Raw genomic sequence first — 18,826 nt, 5'->3', positions numbered from 1 at the left:
CGGTGTGTAAGACCGATGCTCTGCCGCTGAGCTAACCGCCCGTTGTGAGGTGATATTACGCGACTTAACCCATTATTCCAACCGGTAAATTCCGCCCCCGCCCGGCCCCGGGCGATTGTCGGGACGCCGGGGCTGTGTTAGACTTTTGACCTTTGCTATGAGTCGCCGTGGGTCGTTAGGAATCATGGCAGGCTGGAGGGGATCTTGGAATTCCATAAATCGACCGTACGCGAATATTTCGAATCGATCGTCATCACCGCCATCATCGCGCTCTTCGCCACCACCTTCGTGGTCCAGGCGTTCAAGATCCCGACCGGATCGATGGAATCGAACCTCCTCATCGGCGACCACCTCCTCGTCAACAAGCTCGCCTACGGCATCACCCCCGGCTTCCTGGCCAAACTGCTCCCTTACCGGACGCCCCGGCGGGGAGACGTCATCGTGTTCAAATATCCGAACAATCCCGAGGTCGCCTACGTCAAAAGGCTTATAGGGATGCCGGGAGACAAGGTCGAGATGGTCGGGCGGCAGATCTTCATCAACGGCGAGGCGCTCGAGGAGGACTACACCCAGTACATCGACGCCGACAGCATCTACCGCCATTACGGCCCGTACGAGGTCCCGGAGGACCAGTATTTTGCCATGGGGGACAACCGGGACAACAGCCAGGACAGCCGATTCTGGGGGTGCGTGCCGCGCGACTACCTGCTCGGGAAGGCGCTCGTGATCTACTGGTCCTTCGAAACCCCCAGGGACGAATATCTTCAAACCAGCGCTTCGGACAGGATGAAACAGTTTGGCGATGTCTTCCTCAACTTCTTCACGAAGACCCGGTGGGAACGGACGGCCAGGGTCATCCGCTAGCCGCGCCCTCGCGTGGGGGCTTGTGATTCTCCTCACCTCCGGCGGGCTCCTCCCGCTCCGGGGTTCCGAACCGGCCCTGTCCGGGGAAGCCGCGGAGCGCTGCGCCGAAAAAATCAGGGAGATGGAACGCTTCACCCGGGAGAAGGAATCGGGGAAAAGCCTGTCGACCCCCTTTACCGAGGAGGAGATCAACTCCTACCTTCAGCTGGTCCTGAAACCCCGCTACCACCCGTCGCTGCGCAGTCTCCAGGTCAGGTTCGAGCAGGACCGGCTCCAGGCCCGCGCCGTGATCGACTTCGACCGCCTGCGGACCTCGTCGACGGGCCTGTTCCGCAACCTGCTCGCCTACATGTTCTCCGGCACCCGCATCCTCGACGCGGACGGCAGGCTCCACACCGGCAACGGCCGGGGGCGGTATGAACTGGAGCAAGCGCGCTTCGACGGCCGCGTCCTGCCGAGCGGGCTGGTCAACGAGATCATCGCGGCCGTGGGGATGCGGCAGACCCCTCCCTTCAATCCCACCGAGCCCTCGACTCTTCCCTACGGAATCGAACGGGTCGACATCGAACCGGGTCGCCTCGTCGCCCACCAGTAGCCCCGCTTAGGGAAAATCTCCATCTTTCGCTGAAATATTGTATAGTACCGTCTGTCTGAAACATCGTTTCCAGGGGGCATCGAGTGAACAAACAACAGTTCAACGCCAGACTGAAAAGAGCCGGGTCCGACGCGGAGAGGATCTCGCTCCACGACGCCTACGCCGAAGAGCTCTTCAACAAGGGAAACTACCCGGAGGCCGCCCGGGTCTACGGCGAGGCGCTCGGGATCGTCCGACAGAAGAACATCAAGGCCTATTTCGCCGGCCAGGTCGGGATCTGCCACTTCAACAACGGGGAGGACAAGAAGGCTTTCGAGTACCTGCTCAAATCGGCCAGGCTTTTCGACCCCCGGAAGCCCGAATTCATGCAGGACATGTACGGGTTCATCTTCTTCCACCTCGGGTCGCTCTACGAATACCACGGGAAGACGGCCAAATCGCTCGAGGCCCGGAAGAGGTGCGAGGAGCAGATCGACAGCCAGGAGAAGGACACCCAGTGGATGCTCTACGCGGGGCTCAGCCGGAACTACGAGGCGATGGGGAAGCACGGCGAGGCGATCCGCTATTCCCAGAAAGCCATCCAGGTGCTGAGCGACAACGACCCGGGGCTCGCCTACCTCTACGAGAGCATGGCCAACAACTACCTGGGGCTCGGGCAGCACCAGGAGGCCATCAAGCACTATTCCAAGGTGCTGGAGCTGGATCCGCGCTTCGAGCGGCGCGACGAAATCCACGCGAAACTGGCCGAATGCTACCGGAAGCTGTCCAACTACACGATGGCGATCGAGACCTACGAGAAGATCCTCAAGCTGAAGCAGCTGACCTCCAGGAGCAGGGACCTGGCCTGGATCTACCTGAAAATGGCCGAGTGCCATTTCCGCACCAATTCCTTTGAAAAGTCGCTCCTGATCGCGCTGGAGACGCTGCACCGCAATCCCCAGGACGTCCTGGAGAAGGCGGAGGCCCGCAGCTTCCTGACCGACAATTACTACGAGCTCGGGCGCTACAAGGAGGCGGTGGAGGAGGGGGAAGCCACGCTCAGGCTGGCCAAACGGTTTCCCAACGACGATCTCTTCTACGTCCGCATGGCCCTCGCCTGCCACAAGCTGGGGGACAGAAAAGCCTTCGCCCGTTACCGCTCCCTGTTCCGGAAGCTCTTCAAGGACGACAACTGGAACAAGCAGCTCGACAAGCTGTCCTAGGCCGGCCCGGGGAGAGGCCCTTCGCCCTCCCCCCGGCACGGGCCCCGAAGGAACCATGATCAGAGCCGCGCGACGCATCGTCGACAGGCTGCGTCTCGGCGGGTACGAAGCCTACTTCGCCGGGGGGTGGGTGCGCGATTTTCTGCTCCGGAGAAGACCGAGGGACATCGACATCGCCACGAGCGCCCCGCCCGACGAGGTGCGGCGCCTCTTCCCCCGTTCGCGCGCGATCGGGGCCCATTTCGGGGTGGTCCAGGTGTCGATGTACGGGCGCGCGTTCGAAGTCGCCACCTTCCGGAGCGACCGGGAGTATGTTGACGGGCGACGCCCCTCATCCGTGGTCTTTTCCGGCCCGGCGGAAGACGCCCGGCGCAGGGATTTCACCATCAACGGCCTGTTCTACGACCCCACCGGCGGCCGCCTCATCGATTACGTCGGCGGCCGGGAGGACATCGAGCGCCGCCTCGTCCGGACCATAGGAGACCCCCGGGAACGGTTCCGGGAAGACAAGCTCCGCCTCCTGCGCGCCTTGCGTTTCGCCTGCGGCCTCGGGTTCGACATCGCCCCGGAGACATGGGACGCCATCGGGACCCTGGCCCCCCGCATCACCGAGGTCAGCTGGGAGCGGATCCGGGGCGAACTGGAGGAGATCTTCACCGGCCGCGACCCGGGACGCGGGCTCGAGTTGCTCCACAGGAGCCGCCTGCTCGCCGAGCTGCTGCCGGAGGTCGCGATCCTGGAGCAGGCGCCCCACCCCCGCTCCGGCGACCTCCTGGCGCACGCTTCGGCCGTCCTTTCGCGTCTCCGCGGCCGGTCCCCGGTCCTGGCCTTCGCCGCGCTGCTCAAGGACGTCGGCGCCGGGCCGGGACACCGGGCCGAGGGGACCGAGGGGCGCGGGGCGCAAAGGGGGGAGACGGTCGAGCGGATCTGCCGCCGCTTGAAAATGTCCAACGGGGATATCCGGGCCGTCCGCGGCCTGGTCCAAACCCACCCCGAATTTTTCCGGCTCCCGGAAATGAGCCGGGGCGAATGGATGCGGATGGCGGCGCTCCCCGACATCGAAGACCACCTGAGGCTGCTCGGGGCGGCGGTGGCGGCCGGCTCAGGGACTCCTTCGCTCCACGCGGGGTGGCGCCGCCGCCTGCGGGAATTCCGGGATTCCCCCCCCCTGCGCCCCCTCATCGATGGATCCGACCTCGTGGCCCTGGGCCTCGAGCCCGGGCCGGCGTTCCGGGAGATCCTGGATACCGTCCGGAACCTCCAGTTCGAAGGCGCCCTCTCGACGAGGGAGGAGGCGCTCCGGTACCTCCGGGAGCGGCACGGAGACACTTAAACCCCATTCACAGATTCGAGGCATCGATTGAACCCATTTTCGCTCGACCAGACAGTCCAGGTGAACGGTGCCGCGGTGCGGAGGATCCGCAGGGGGCACCTGTGGATCTATGCGGGGGACCTCGAGCGCGGGCCGGAGGGGGATCCGGTATTCGTCCGGGTCGCCGACGGCGCAGGGAACGAACTCGGCACGGCCTTCTACAGCCCGCAGTCCCAGATCCGGCTGCGCCTGTTCACCCGCAGCCCCGAGGTCGCCTCGCCGGAATTGCTCCGCGCGCGGATCGAGTCCGCCGTCGGGCGGAGACGCGGCCGGATCGGCCCTTCCTCCGCCTGCCGCCTGGTGTTCGCGGAGGGGGACCTCCTCCCGGGCATCATCGTGGACCGTTATTCGGACCGGCTCGTGCTGCAGACCCTGTCCCGGGGGGCCGACGCTCTCAAGACCCTGATCGCCGACATCCTCGAGGAGACACTCCACCCCGCGGGGATTCTCGAACGCAACGACGTCAGGGCTCGCAGGCTCGAGGGGCTCGATGAGGTCTCGGGCGTCCTGCGCGGGGAGATCCCCGGGGAGATCGAGATCGCCGAGGACGGGGTCCGCTTCATCGTCGACCTGCGCCGGGGGCAGAAGACCGGGTTTTTCCTGGATCAGAGCGACAACCGGGTCGCGGCGAAGACGTACGCCTCCGGGCGCGCCCTCGATTGCTTCACCCACACCGGCGCCTTCGCGCTCCATTTCGCTTCGCGCTGCCAGAGCGTGCTCGGGGTGGACGCCTCCCCGGAATCGGCCGCCATGGCCGGGCGCAACAGCGCCCTGAACGGGTTCGACAACACCGATTTCCGCGAGGGGAACGTTTTTGATCTGCTGCGCGAACTCGAACGCGCGGGGGAGACGTTCGACACGATCTGCCTCGACCCCCCAGCCTTTGCCAAGAACCGGAAGTCGATTGCGGGCGCCCGGAGCGGGTACAAGGAAATCAACCTGCGTGCGCTGAAGCTCCTGCGGCCCGAGGGGGTGCTCATCACCTCGAGCTGTTCCTACCACATGTCCGAAGCCGATTTCTTCGACCTGATCTCGGAGGCGGCGCGCGATTGCCGACGCCCCCTGCAGCTGGTCGAAAAACGGGGACAGGCGGCCGACCACCCCAGTCTGGCGGGGATGCCTGAAACCTATTACCTGAAGTGCTTCATCCTGCGGGCGTTGTAACGCGGCAGCCCGTCCAGGCGCCGGGAGAGCGCCGGCGCCTGAACGAGCCTGTCTTCGTTATCGGGCCTATCGGGCCTGGGCGGCCTGGGCGACATCCTCGGGGGTGGCGTCCTTGGCGCAACGGCAGCCGAAATCATAGAGCGCGCTCGGCGGCTGAGCCGCCCGGTCGTACAGGTGCCCCATCTTCCCGCGGTAACGGGAGGCGAGGCCGCGGACCACGCGCAGGGTCTTGCCCGATTTCGGATCCCTCTTCGGGTTTCCCTTGTAGGTGGTATACCACGAGGAAGTCCATTCCTGGACGTTCCCCAGCATGTCACGCACCCCGAAGGGGCTCACGTCGTTGTACTGCCCGATGGCCTCGGGCTTGGCCGGCCCCGATTCGTAGGTGTTGCTCATGCCGTCCTGCCACTCGTTCCCCCAGGGGTAGATGAACCCCTCGGTGCCCCGGGCGGCCTTTTCCCACTCCTCCTCGGTCGGCAGCCTCTTCCCCTGCGCCTTGCAGTAGGCGTCCGCGTCGTTCCAGGTGATATAGACCACGGGGAACATCCCCTTTTCGGGCGTGAAGAAAAGCCTCCAGTCGCGCCCCTCCTTGGCCCCTTCACCGGCGTAGCTGTTCTTGATGGAGAACTCCAGGAACTCCATGTTGGTGACTTCGTACTTGTCGATCCAGAACGCGGGAAGGTTGACCTTCTGCTCGGGATAGGCGATCGATTCCTTGTCGTTCGTCCCCAGGATGAACTCCCCTTCCGGGATGAGGACCATCTCCCCGGGCACGACTTCAGGCGCCGCCGGCTCCACGGCCGCCTCTTCCTGCGGCTCGGCATCCTTCTTCCCGCAGGCGACGAGCCCGTACATCAGAATCAGTGCGGCAAGGACCATCAGAGCTTTCTTCGACATCATCCGTTCCTCCATGATTACGCTTTTACCAGCCTGAACCGCGATTTATACAATACCTCCATTTGCCAGTCAATTACACTAAAAGGTTACATAACTGTTGCAATCGCAACCGTGCATTTAATATGATTCGCACCCAGGCGGGATAATGTCACCGCAATGTCCAACAGCTCGCCGAGGCCCGGGATGGCAACAGCGCTGGAGAAATTGCGAACGGATCTCGAGATCTCGCCCGAAGGCACCTCCGGCGTCATCGTCAAAGACCCCGTCACCCGCCGCTTCTACCGCTTCACCCCCGTCCAGGCAACGGTGCTCGAGCTTCTGGACGGCAGCCGGGACCTGGCCGCCATCGCCGCCGAGGCGTCCGAAAAACACCGGGCCGAAGTCCTGGAGCACCAGCTGGAGGACTTCGTCGGGAAATTGCGCCACCTGCTCCTGTTGGATCACCCCTATTGCTGGACACGGCTCGAAGGCGTGGCCCGGGGCTCGAAGGGGAGCTTCAAAAACCTGCTGTCGATCAAGCTCCACGCCTTCAACCCCGACCGGACGCTGACCCTGCTGGAAAAGAGGCTCCGTTTTTTCTTCACCCCCGCGTTTTCGGCCGTCTTCTGGGGCGCCGCCGTCGTCGCCGGCATCCTCTCCATCGTGCACGCCCGCTCGCTCTTCGTCTCCATGGGGTCGCTCTTTTCGCTCTACTCCATCCCCCTGATCCTCCTGGTGGTCTTCACCGTCGTCACCATCCACGAGTTCGGGCACGGGCTCACGCTCAAACACCACGGCGGCAGGGTGGAGGAAATGGGCGTCATGCTCCTCTACTTCATCCCGGCGTTCTACTGCAACGTCAGCGACGCCTGGATGCTGGGGAAGCGGGAACGGCTCCTGGTCTCGGTGGCGGGAGGCTACATCCAGATCTTCATATGGGCCCTGGCCACCATCGCCTGGAGGATCCTGGCGCCTGAGACCCTGGCCAGCCAGGTGTGCCTCATCATCATCGCCTTTTCGGGGATTCAGACCCTCTTCAACTTCAACCCGCTGATCCGGCTCGACGGCTATTACATGCTGAGCGACTACGTCCAGGTCCCCAACCTGAGGCCCAAGGCCCTCGCCTACCTGAAAAACCGGGTGGTGGGATTCGTCACCGGGACGCCGGCGGCGGAGGACGGACCGAACCGGAGAGAACGCCGGATCCTGGTCTGGTACGGCCTGGCCTCCTCCCTGTTCACTGTCGTCCTCGTCGCCGTCATGCTCCACCGCATAGGGGGATGGATCATCCAGGAATACCGCTTCTGGGGCATCCTCGCGACCTCGGCCCTTTTTCTCGCCACCATCCCGATCACCCGGAAAGAGAACGTGGAGACATCGCGCAAGCTATTGACAGGCATGATCATCCGAATCAGGAAAAAGCCGCTGATCTACATGGGTCTCCTGCTGCTGGCGCTCCTGGCGGGGTTCCTCCCCTGGCAGCTCAAGATTTCGGGCGAGTTCGCCATCACGGCCGCACAGAAAGTCTCGGTGTCCCCCCAGGTGGACGGGAACCTGATGCGCATCCACGTGGACCAGGGGGACCGCGTGCAGGCGGGGCAACTCCTTGCGGAAATTGAAAATCTGGAGTTGTCCAACAGCTACGAGGAAACCAGGGGGGAGCTGGCGTCGCAGCGGGCGTCGCTCGACCTGCTCAAGGCGGGGAGCCGCCCGGAGGAGATCGAAAACGCCCGGCGGCAGGTGGAAACCAAGCGGGCCGAGCTGGTTAACGTCTCACGGATCGATCAGGAAAGGGCCCTGCTCCGGGAGACTATCGCCAAGCGGGAATCGGAGCTGAAGAACGCCCAGCTGAATTATGAAAGGACCCTGAGCCTCCTGAATTCCGGCCTCATAGCCAGGATCGAGGCCGACCGCGACCGGACCGCCTTCGAGGTCCAGCAGAAGGAACTGGCGGAAGCCAGGGGGCAGCTGAGCATCCTGGAAGAGCAGACGGACCGGAACCGGGACATCAAGCGCAAGGAGCTGGCCCAGGCCGAGAGCCAGCTCAATATCCTGCTGGCGGGCGCCCGAAAGGAATCGGTCCGGGCGAGCGAATCCCAGGTATCGAAGCTGGAGGAGAAGCTCGGCATCCTCGAGCGGCAGAGGGAAAAGCTCAAGGTACGCAGCCCCATAGAGGGGATCGTCGCCACCGCCCACCTGCAGAACCGGATCGGGGATTACCTCGAGAAGGGGGACCCGTTCTGCGACATCGTCAGCGAAGGGAGCATGCTCATCGAGATGCCGGTCCCCGAAAAGGAGATCGGGGAGGTGAGCGTCGGGATGCCGATCAGCCTCAAGGTACGGGGGTACCCGGGCCGCTGGTACGAGGCTCATGTCAAAAGCATTGCGCCGGTGGCCGCCACCACCGGAACCGACCGCACGGTGCTCGTCCACGGAGAGCTGACCAACACCGACGGCACCCTGAAATCGGGGATGACGGGGGTCGGAAAGATCCTCTGCGGCAAGCGCACCGTCTTCGCCATCGCCTTCCGCCGGGCGGTTCGATGGATCCGAACCGAGTTCTGGGAATACCTCCCCTGATTCCCCGCCGGCCGGACACGTCCCGAAGATCCTCTGAAGCCAAGATTTCCGGCCCGGAAGCCCCAATAAAAAATTAAATAAACCACGCGGAAAATGGTTGACAGTGCTCGAAAAGTGCTGATAGATTGGCGCCATCACTAAGTTTGTCGTAAGCGGAGACGTTGCCGGAAGTTATGGCATGGGCGCTAAATGGCTTCCGGGTTTGGCGGATCCGTGGGGAAAGTGAAGTTTCTCGAATAGCTCTCTCACCTTGAAGAGCGCTTGGTCCATTGACAGAAAGTTCAAGCGGAACCCGGTGCTACTACCAATCTGAGTAAGAGCGCTAACCTGGGGTCGAAAAAGGCTCTGCCTTGCAGGTTGTGTTTTTTGCCGAAAGATCCTGTTCGGATTTATCGGCAGACCGGACGGATGCATTAGCAGTTTATCCGGTCGGCGGCATGGGCGCTGAACCATCCTGTGTTCGACCTCATTGTGTTGCAAACGCAGACCTTTTGGTTTCAAAAGCCAAGGGGGGGTGTGTTTGTGCTTTTAATCGGAGATTGTCAATTGCCACTCCCAAGCTTGAAAAGGAGGGTAGCTATGGCAAGTGCGATTCTTTGGCTGTAGCCGGTGGTGAAACAGAATCATTGGCTCACTCAAAACCAAGTGGAGACTCAAATGCAGACTGAAATTGAAGTTCTCGAAAGCCGTGAAACGCCTGGAGTGTTCTGGACTGTCGCCCAGCCCTAGGGACACTGGCTAACCGGAAGGCAGGCCGAGTCATATCGGCCTGCCTTCCTCGAGCCCCTCACCCACCGGACGAGAGGATTTCGTAAATTTTATGGGTTCAGCTGTCGATATGATCGCTTATGATATGCGGCAGAAATCCATGAAATGGGCTGATCTTCCAAAAAAGCTAAAAGCATACATAATACTCCTGTCCATTATAGCTATGCCTATAGTTATATGGACCTTGGGGAAAATTGTCACTGAATCCTATAGTCCCGGCTGGCTATTATTTCTCGCCCTTGTCATCATCTCTGTTTCTCTCAAGATCTCCATAGATTCCGCAAAAACTACTATAAGCATTGGGGATGCATACATTATGGCGATTGGCATGATGTATGGGATTGCCCCATGCGTTGTAGCCACCTTCTGCCACACTTTTTTGATTTCGGTATTCGCCAAAAGCCCCAAAATACCCACGTATCAGATAGTATTTAATCTATCCAGTACAATTTGTGTAGCTTGGCTTTACAGCTTTGTCTATCACAGGATGATTGGGGGTCACGATCAGATCCTTGATATTGTGGTTGGATCCGCCATTTTAACCATTACATACTTTGCAGCGAATTCCAGTTTGGTAGCCGTTGCAATTTCTTGGTCCTTAAACGAAAACATTGTAAGATTCTGGGCCAAAACCATGATGCCGCTGGCGATGGAGTTCTCGGCCTCGGCGGGGATCGCCACCTCCTTCGTGATCCTGCACCGGTGGCAGGAGTTCCTTCCCCTTGCCCTGGCACCGCTGCTGGGACTCGTCTGGGGATACCACCAGCAGAACCGTTCCCGCATCATCGCCAACAACGCCCGGATCCTGGAGGCGGAAAATCACCTTAAAGAGCAGGAAGATTTATATTTAAGGACTGTAGAATCCCTTGCTCTGGCCGTGGACGCCAAGGACCAGACCACCTACGGTCATATCCGCAGGGTCAGGGTGTACGCAATGGGGCTGGCCAGGTTCATCGGCATCACGGCTCCCGATGAACTGAAGGCGATAGAGACCGGCGCGCTCCTGCATGACATCGGCAAGCTGGCGGTGGATGACTTCATCCTGAACAAGCCCGGAAAACTTACGAGCCAGGAGTTCGAAAAAATCAAAATGCACGCCGCCGCAGGTGACGAAATCCTGCAGCAGGTCCGGTTCCCCTTCCCGGTGGCCCGGTATGTACGCTGCCACCATGAACGATGGGACGGGAACGGGTATCCCGACGGGTTGAAGGGAGAAGACATTCCGCTTGGAGGCCGGATCCTGTCGGTCGCGGATGCCTTCGACGCCATCCGCTTCTCCAGGCCGTACAAGCTCGCCATGTCTACCGAAGAAGCCCTCGAGGTTCTGCGATCCGAATCGGGCACCTTTTTCGACCCCAAACTGGTGCAGTTGCTGGTGGAGCACATCCACGAACTGGAGGAAGAAGCCATTCGGGAATCGTCCAACGCCCCCGAACTCTCCTTCCGCAAATACTTCCAGCCTGATCAGTCCGGTACCGCAGCCCGGTTGTTGTCTACGCCAGCCGCCGATCTGCCGGCGGAATTCGTCCGCATCGCCGAATTCTGCAACACCATGTCGGGCTACTTTGAACTGAAGGATGTTTTTCCGGTGGTGCTCAGCCAGCTGGAGCCTTTTTTGCCCTTCAGCACCTGTGCGCTTTATCTAGGGAATGAAAAAGGCCGCCTTGAAGCCGCCTCCGCGACCGGCCGCCATTCCCAGCATCTCCGTGGACATGGCATGGAAATGGGAATGGGGATCAGCGGCTGGGTGGCAGCCTACCGCCGCCCCATGCGCAACACCGGTCCGGCGCTCGATTTCACAGGGCTGGCGGGGGATTTCAGCTCACTCGCCGACGCCCTCGCGGTCCCGGTGGTCTACGAGGACGAGCCCCTGGGCACCCTCTCCCTCTACGCGCAGGAAAAGGGCTTTTATACCCAGGAGCACCAGGACCACCTGCAGATGCTGGCCGACCTGATCGCGCCCCTGATTGCCGAGTCCAAAAAGCGCAAGGGATCGGAGGACCCGGATCTGCTCGATCCCACGACCCAGGTCCCCCGGGTCTCCTACCTGGCCGCCATCGGCCCGCAACTCCTTGCCGCGGCAGCAACCACCAAGGCTCCGCTCGCGCTCATCTACCTGGAAATCAGGAATCTGAACCAGATCACCCGCCTCTACGGCGGTCATCAGGGCAACTCCCTGCTCCGAAGGATCGCCGGCTGCATCAAGCCCGAACTCCGGGGGACGGACACCCTGGTGCGTTACGGGAACCAGGGGTTTGTGGCGCTCCTCCCCGGGATGCGGGAAGAGCAGGCCATCCGCTGCGCCGACCGGTTGAAGCAGCAAATCAGGCGGGAGGTCACCAATGCGGTCCAGGGGATCGCCGTCGACTTCAAGGCCGGCATCGCCGTCCATCCCAGGGACGGCGCCACCATCATGACCCTCCTGCATACCGCCCTGGAAGCGGTCAAATCCACATCAGCTGAACTGCCGCAGGGCGATAACGTCATTGATTTCACCCAGCGCCCCTGACTCCCCACCGGCCCCGCGCGTTCAGGAATCGCTGTCCCCGTCTCCCCCCTTTTTTCGAAAAGACCGGTAGGGCAGGTAGCACCCGTTCCGCTTGAGAAACTGCAGGGTGGAGGTGTAGCGCCGATCGGGAACCCGGAGAAGCCTCAACGCCATCCTGTAGTTGCCGTTCGTTTCCGCCAGTGCCTTGCCGATGATGTCGCTCACCAGCGCGGCGCCCATCCGGTGAAGAAGAAACGGGGCTTTGACCAGTCCGTCGAAATCCCCCTGCCCTTCGAGGATGGCGCGATAGATTCGCTCGGCCGGATCCGGATCGGCCAAGGGTCCGGAAAACCGTCCGCAGAGCACCTCCGGGGGCAGCTCCCCGACATCGATGACGGGATCGTTCCCGTTATAATAGATTCCCTGAATCATCCCCCCCAACTCGCGCACGTTCCCCGGGTAGGAATAGCGGAGGAGCAGGTCCATGGCATTGGAGCCCACGTGCCTGCGAAAACCCTTCTGCTTCGCGCACATTTCGAGAAACCAGTCTATGAGGAGCGGAATGTCTTCCCTGCGCTCGCGCAAGGGAGGGAGGTGGATCTGCACGATTTTGATCCGGTAGTAAAGGTCCTCCCGAAAGCGGCCCGCGCGCACTTCGTCCAGGAGGATGCGGTTGGAAGCGGTGATGATGCGGATATCCAATTTCCGGGTATGCATTTCGCCGATCCGGCGCACCTCCCGTTCCTGTATCACCCGGAGGAATTTCACCTGAGTCGTCAACGGCAGATTGCTGAACTCATCCAGGAAAAGCACTCCCCCATCGGCGGCTTCAAAACACCCCGGCCTGTCCTCCAAGGCCCCCGTGAAGGCGCCCCGGCGAAAGCCGAACAGCTCCGATTCCACCAGCGACTCCGAAAGGGCGCCGCAATCCACCGATAAGAACTTGCCGCGCTTTCCGGGATTCGTCCGATGAATGGCGCGCGCCACCAGTTCCTTTCCAGTGCCGCTCTCCCCGGTGATCAACACGTCGAGCGGCGAGGCGGCAACCGACCCGATCTGCACTTTCAGGGCACAGATCGCCGGGCTCTTTCCTACGATCTCGGGATAGGGGTCCTTCGCATCGGACCGCGCACCGGCCGGAGGGATATGGATTGCAGGCGGACGCGGCCGCGTGAGAAGGTTTGCGATCCCCAGTGCCGTCAGGGAGCAGGCGGCGGCAAAGAGATTGATCACCGGCTCGGAAATGCCGTCCGAAGGGGCGTCATGCTCGGCATACAGGACCCCGATCACCCTGCCGGGAGCCTTCAAGGGGGCACACATCAATCTCCCCCCGCCCCCCCGGGGGGCCCTGATCCGTGGATCCCGCCGGCAATCGGCGCTGATGACGGGGATCTCTTCGTGGAACACGGTCTCCACGACCTCCCGGTGGACCGAACCGGGCTCGGTCAGGTTGACTTTTTCGATCCCCCTCCCCTTTGCAGGCCGCAGTCTCCCGGAGGATTCCTGGCACAGATAGACGAACGCCCGCGTCATCCCGATCGCCGGCAGCAGCTGCTCCAGAAGCGCCTCCAGAAGATTGTCCAGGTCCTGCGAGGAAGTGATCACCGCGCTCAGGCGCTGCAGCGTACGAGCGTTCCGGTCTCCGGAGCCCGGTCCCTCGAAACCGACCTGGATCGGCCGCTGCGTCCGCCCGTTTTCGATGGCGCCAAGGAGTTCCAGTTTCAGCCGGCTCCGGCCGAAGACGGTGTAAAAGGAAACCAGCGCCTCCGGCGGGAGCTGGCCCTCCAGCCTGCAGAGGTGCGCATAAGCCTTTTCAGCGCACTCGTAACTTCGCCTCTGGTCCCCCTCTTCGCCATAAAGCAGGCTCAATTCCGCATGGGCGCGCCAGAGGGATTCATGATGTGCAAAGGATTCGTCGCCGCGGATACACAGGTCCAGTTGCTCAACTGCCTTGTTCCTGTCCGTGACGGCTTCCCCCGACCGTCCGCGGCAGGGGGAATAGATCGATCCGAGAAGGAGACGAGCCCTCTGCATCAGGGGACCGGCCCCCATGCCGCGGGCCAGCCTGAGGGCGTTTCTGCCATATCGTTCAGCCTCCACAGGCCTCCCACATTGAAACTGGACCTCGCCGAGATGCAGCCGAATGATGCACATCTGGTAGGGCCAGTGTTTCCGGGTCACCGCGCGATCGAGCGCCCTCAGCCTTTTCAGCGCTTCCTCCCCCCGCCCCTGCTCGGCCATGATACGCGCCCGAAGCCCCTCCGCCAGTTCATGCTCATAGAGGGGGGCCTCGGCGCTGCCGTATCTGGACAGTTCCTCGATACGTCGCAGGGCTTCCGGCAGCCGGCCCAGGTAAAAGCTTAACTCCGCTGCAACGTAGTGCGCATGTCCGATATTGAAAGGGGAGAGATTCTTATTGCCATCCTGAAACATCATCGAGATCAATTCGCAAGCCTTGCGATAATCCCCGGATGCGAATCGAACCTCAGCCATTATCGTTACAACAGCCAATCGTATTGCGGGATTGTTTGCATGCTCCACAGCTTTTGCTGCTTTATCCTCGGCGATCAATGCGTTTTGTAGCTGACCCATTCGGCAGAGGCACTCTACTTTGTTCCCAAGAGATTGTGAAAGGATAACAAAGGATCGGCTCTTCTCGCTCAATTCTACAGCTTGCTCATGCCTATCGAGGGCCAAACCAAATCTTCCCAGTCTCATAAGAATCAAGCCATTTGTCGACATTGCAGAGCATGCCAAGAAAGATTCACTGGAATCCTTCATTATCGAAGTGGCTCTTTTGCTGGCAGCAAGAGCGTTTTTTAGATCCGCCGCAACACAATAAAGCGAAGCATACAAATTCTGAATCCGGCCCCTCAAGGCGGTGGCGTTCTTCTCAGGACAGGCCGCGAGCGCCTTGTCCAGGCACCTCAGGCCCTTGCGGGGGCTGGACTGGAGTACGGCGATGAAGGCAAGTTCGGCCCAGAGCATGGCCCGGGTCAGGTTGGGGCCGGGGGCCGGATGGCGGTCGAACACATCCAGCCCCTTCCTGCAGTAGGCTTCCTGCATCCGGACGTTGCCGATATATTGGCACGCCAGGGCCATTTGCATGTACATGCGCGCACGCACTTCCGGCCCCACCGACCGGTGCCGGCCGAGGATCTTCCTGAGGAGGGCGAGCGCCCGGGCGGCCATCCCCAGGGCGAACATGGTGTCGCTGGCATCGATCGCCGCGCGGCAGGCCTCCTCGTCCGTCAGCCCGTTGCGGCGGCTGAAGACGTGCTCGTAGCAGCGCAGGGCCTTTTCATGCGCGAATTCGGCCCGCGACCGGGCCGCGGAGGCCAGTACCGTCGGGATGGAAGCGACGCCCGCCCTCCCCTCGATGTAGTGGTGCGCCAGCTCGTGGAAGCGCCCGGCACCCCCTTTCTCCCGCAATATCCCCTCCGCGATCTTCCGATGCATCCGGGGCGCGGCCCCTTTCGGCAGGTTCCGCCGCACGACTTCGGGAATGAGCTCGTGGCTGAAGTCGACCGTTTCCCGGTCGCCCGCGCTCTCCACCCGCACCATCTGGCGCCGCCTGAGCTCCGCCACCGCCCCCGCCACCCGGCCGGGGCTCCAGGACATGGCCGGGGCGAGGGAGTCTGCGGCCACGGGTCGGTGCCGCAGCGCCAGCCAGTCCGCCAGGCTCCTTGCCGGGGGGGGCAGGGATTGCAGCCGCTTCGTCAGAACCGACCCGACCTCGGCCGGCACCTCGAGGTCTTTTGCGCTCCCCTCGAAGAACTTCCATACCCCCGAGCTGCGGCGCAACGCCCCCTGTTCCAGCAGATGCTTCAACATCTGCTCCAGGAAGAGGGGGTTCCCCCCGACGGCGCGGTAGAGCCAGTCGTTCAGGGCCGCGGGCAGATCGTTCGAGCCGGTGATCCCCACGGCCATCCTTCGGAGGCTCTCCCGGTCCAGGGGCTCGAGCGTGAGGACTTCCCCCCTTTCGTTGCGCACGGCCGTTTCCATGACCGCCTCCAGGTACCCGCTCGATTCCTCCCCCGAACGGAGACTGACGCAGGCCAGGACCGGGTGGGAGTGGATATCGGCCCCCAGGTAGTCGAGCACCGCGCAGCTGGAGCGGTCGGCATTGTGAAAATCGTGCAGCAGCAGGAGCGTCGGGGTGTCTCCCAGCCGCCGCACCAGTTCCCGGGTCAGCTGATCCTGGAACTGCCCCGTGGCGAAACCCGACGCCCCGTCGCCCGGGTCCGAGGAACCGGTCCGGACCGCCTGGTCGAAAAGGGAGGTCTCCCCTTCCGGGTCCAGTTGCGAAAGGACCTGCCGATAGGGGGCGTAGCCCGACTCCGCCCGGACCCCGCAGGCGCCTTCGGCCACGTGCCACCCCTCGAGCAGCGCCCGGCTTCTCATCTCCTCCATGAACCGGGTCTTCCCGGCCCCCGCCTCCCCCGCCAGGAAAAGGGTCCATCCCCGCCCGCTTTCCCTCACCCTGCGGGCGCGGGCCTGGACCCGCTGCATTTCGCGCTCCCTCCCCACGAAAGGGGCGGCGGAAAAACGGCACTCCGGCTCCCAGACCGGCCCGTCGGAGCGGACGAGGCCCCCGATGGCGGCAGCCGCCTCCAGCGCCGTTATCGTCCGGTTTTCCGGGTCTTTTTCGAGCATCCGGCCCAGGAGCAGGGCCAGGGCGCCGCCCCGGCGCAGGCTCTCGATCGGGCGCAGGTCCACCCCCGCCTGGAGCTGCTTCTGGATCAGGAACCCCTCGTCGTCGTCTTCAAAGGGGAAACGCCCGCAGATCAGCAGGTAGAGCAGGATACCCAGGGCGTAGATGTCGGACCGGGCCGTGGGCCGCCCGCCCAGCAGCAGCTCGGGAGCGGCGCAGGACGGGGAGAGGCGATCGCCGTCATCGGGGAGGAACCGCCGCACTCCGTAGCCCAGGATGACGGGGCGCGCCTCTTCCCCCTCCCCCACCAGCAGGATGGTCGAGGACGTCAGATCCCCGTGCACGATCCCCCTGCCGTGCAGGTGGTGGAGGGTGGCCGCCAGTTCGGCGCCCAGGGCGAGCGCCTTCTCCGGGGTCAGCCCCCCGGCGGCCGCCCGCAGGCTCGCCCCCTCCACCCGCTCCTCGGTCAGGAACAGCGCGCCCGAATCCTCGGCGATCCCGAAATCGAGGACGGGAACCAGGCCCGGATGGCGCAGGCGCACCAGCATCGACAACGTGGCCCGAAGGGCATGCCCCTCTTCCCCGGTCGCATCCACCGGGCCCAGCATCCGGAGGACCAGATCGCCCGAACCGTCGCAAAGGTCCCGGCAGGCGTAGACATCCCCCGCCGTACCGCAACCCAGAATCCCTTCGACCCGGTACCGCCGGGCGACAATGGAGCCCTCCTTGAGTTTTCCCTGATGTACGCTCATAGCCTTCCTCCCGGAAGGATCGGTTCACTGCCATCAGAAGCACAAAGGGTGCGAAGGCGCCGGGGAACCGGGCCGTCACAGGCACATCCAGGGTGAGCGGGGGGCGAACCCGGGCATTATAAATCCAAGGGCGGGCGCACACAATCAAATTTGATATATCGAATACCCTTTGCGGGGGGAACAGGGGGGGGGGAGTTAAACGAATCAGGCCTTCCGGAGCGGACTCCTGAAGGCCTGATTTTAAAAAATCCCGTGGAGGTCCGGCTACTTTTTGCCCGGGACGACGGCGTCCTTGCAGGCCTTGGCCACTCTGAACTTCACCACCGTCTTGGCCGGGATCTTGATCGCGGCACCGGTCTGGGGATTCCGTCCCATTCTCGCCTTGCGATGCGATTTCACGAGTTTGCCAATTCCAGGGATGATGAACTGGCCGTTTTTCTTGGTCTCAACCACCGCCGTGGCGGCGATGATTTCGAGAATCTGGTTTGCCGCTGCCTTGGTAATGTCAGCCTTGTCAGCTATCAGGGAAACTAACTGAGCCTTCGTCATCACTTTTCCAGCCATTAAACTCCTCCCGAAAATTTGGTTATGAACTTTTTGGAACACAGCAAACAGGCTATGGACATTTTCCGTAAATTCTCAGAAAAAGCAATGAAGATTTTACAAAAACCCGCTATTTATCGCTGTCCGAGCGCCATCGGGGCCCGAAAGCCCCGATTTCGTCGCTTTCGGGCGGTTCAGGAAGCGCAGTAGGGGTTGCGCCCGGCGGCGTGATCGGTCGTGTCCAGAACCTCCCCGACCTCGGGAATGGCGGCCCGGATCGCCTTTTCGACCCCAAGCTTCATGGTCATTCCGGCGGACGCGCACCCCTGGCACCCCCCTCCCAGCTTGAGGTAGAGCGAGTTCTTCCGGACCTCGACGAGCTCCACATAACCGCCGTGCGCCCCAAGCGCCGGGTTGACCTCCTTTTCGAGGAGCGCCTCGACCCTGGTCCGGATCTCCGCCTCGGACGGCATCCGCCGCTCGAATTCCTCGCTGACCGCGGGATCGTTCGAGCGGATGTGCTCGCGGATCTTCGCGCCGATCTGCCTGCCGATGACGGGCCAGGGGTCGATCCCCGATTTGGTGACCGTGACCCGCTCCCCGGCGATCAGGACGCTCTCCACCTCCGCGATCCCGAAGATCCGCCGTGCAAGAGGGGAGAGCCCGGCCGCCTCCCGGTTCCCGAAAAAGGCGGCGCCCCCCGGGTAGACGGGGCGGTCCACCCTGAACAGGCAGGTCTCGGGACTGACGGCCGGTTCGCCGGTGATCGATATCTCTTGTTCCACGATCTTCTCCTTTCGGCTGATGGGCCCGGGCGCGCTTTGCACCACGCCGCCCGATGAGGAGGAAGGTAACCGACAAGGCTCGGCCGTGTCAACAGCTCCGGAGGCCGTCATCGGGCATGAAAAATCGGCCCGACTCGGTTATGATGAGGCTTCGGCGCCCCGCCGGCCGGGGGCGCGCCGGGA

The 18,826-nt window shown here is 62.6% G+C and carries 11 protein-coding genes; 7 read left to right on the top strand and 4 right to left on the bottom strand.

The window, feature by feature from the left end; translation table 11 throughout:
• The first annotated feature begins 204 nt into the window (after positions 1 to 204).
• The 5 genes from lepB to GXY47_16615 all read left to right on the top strand — a co-directional run bounded on the left by lepB (position 205) and on the right by GXY47_16615 (position 5,197).
• Positions 205 to 864, top strand: coding sequence for a signal peptidase I (gene lepB / locus GXY47_16635; GenBank protein NLV32768.1), 660 nt, complete (start codon positions 205 to 207; stop codon positions 862 to 864).
• Positions 865 to 886: 22 nt separating this feature from the next.
• Positions 887 to 1,459, top strand: a complete 573-nt coding sequence (locus GXY47_16630) for a hypothetical protein (GenBank protein ID NLV32767.1) — start codon at positions 887 to 889, stop codon at positions 1,457 to 1,459.
• 83 nt (positions 1,460 to 1,542) lie between these two features.
• Positions 1,543 to 2,661, top strand: coding sequence for a tetratricopeptide repeat protein (locus tag GXY47_16625; GenBank protein NLV32766.1), 1,119 nt, complete (start codon positions 1,543 to 1,545; stop codon positions 2,659 to 2,661).
• A gap of 55 nt (positions 2,662 to 2,716) precedes the next feature.
• On the top strand, positions 2,717 to 3,994 hold the full coding sequence (locus GXY47_16620) for a CCA tRNA nucleotidyltransferase (protein ID NLV32765.1): 1,278 nt from the start codon (positions 2,717 to 2,719) through the stop codon (positions 3,992 to 3,994).
• Positions 3,995 to 4,021: 27 nt separating this feature from the next.
• Positions 4,022 to 5,197 (top strand): class I SAM-dependent rRNA methyltransferase, encoded by a 1,176-nt coding sequence (locus GXY47_16615; protein ID NLV32764.1) that lies wholly within the window; start codon positions 4,022 to 4,024, stop codon positions 5,195 to 5,197.
• 66 nt (positions 5,198 to 5,263) lie between these two features.
• On the opposite strand, the gene GXY47_16610 is transcribed toward GXY47_16615, so the two are convergent.
• Positions 5,264 to 6,097, bottom strand: a complete 834-nt coding sequence (locus tag GXY47_16610) for a formylglycine-generating enzyme family protein (protein NLV32763.1) — start codon at positions 6,095 to 6,097, stop codon at positions 5,264 to 5,266.
• A 180-nt stretch (positions 6,098 to 6,277) separates the two neighbouring features.
• Between GXY47_16610 and GXY47_16605 the strand changes: the two genes are divergently transcribed.
• Both GXY47_16605 and GXY47_16600 read left to right on the top strand, forming a co-directional pair.
• Positions 6,278 to 8,653, top strand: coding sequence for an HlyD family efflux transporter periplasmic adaptor subunit (locus GXY47_16605; GenBank protein NLV32762.1), 2,376 nt, complete (start codon positions 6,278 to 6,280; stop codon positions 8,651 to 8,653).
• Positions 8,654 to 10,055: 1,402 nt separating this feature from the next.
• Positions 10,056 to 11,930, top strand: a complete 1,875-nt coding sequence (locus tag GXY47_16600; GenBank protein NLV32761.1) for a diguanylate cyclase — start codon at positions 10,056 to 10,058, stop codon at positions 11,928 to 11,930.
• Positions 11,931 to 11,951: 21 nt separating this feature from the next.
• Here GXY47_16600 and GXY47_16595 read toward each other — a convergent pair whose 3' ends face one another.
• The 3 genes from GXY47_16595 to GXY47_16585 all read right to left on the bottom strand — a co-directional run bounded on the left by GXY47_16595 (position 11,952) and on the right by GXY47_16585 (position 18,643).
• Complete coding sequence (locus GXY47_16595) at positions 11,952 to 17,315, bottom strand: sigma 54-interacting transcriptional regulator (GenBank protein ID NLV32760.1); 5,364 nt, start codon at positions 17,313 to 17,315, stop codon at positions 11,952 to 11,954.
• A 264-nt stretch (positions 17,316 to 17,579) separates the two neighbouring features.
• Positions 17,580 to 17,879 carry an HU family DNA-binding protein gene (locus tag GXY47_16590; protein ID NLV32759.1) on the bottom strand — a complete coding sequence of 100 codons (300 nt, stop codon included), beginning with the start codon at positions 17,877 to 17,879 and terminating at the stop codon, positions 17,580 to 17,582.
• Positions 17,880 to 18,052: 173 nt separating this feature from the next.
• Entirely contained in the window at positions 18,053 to 18,643 is a 591-nt protein-coding gene (locus GXY47_16585) for a NifU family protein (protein NLV32758.1), read from the bottom strand.
• Between the last annotated feature and the right edge of the window lie 183 nt (positions 18,644 to 18,826).

Source organism: Acidobacteriota bacterium (assembly GCA_012729555.1).
Classification (GTDB): domain Bacteria; phylum Acidobacteriota; class UBA6911; order UBA6911; family UBA6911; genus UBA6911.
The sequence above is the reverse complement of the archived record's forward strand: the minus strand, read 5'-3'. Positions and strand labels throughout refer to the sequence as shown.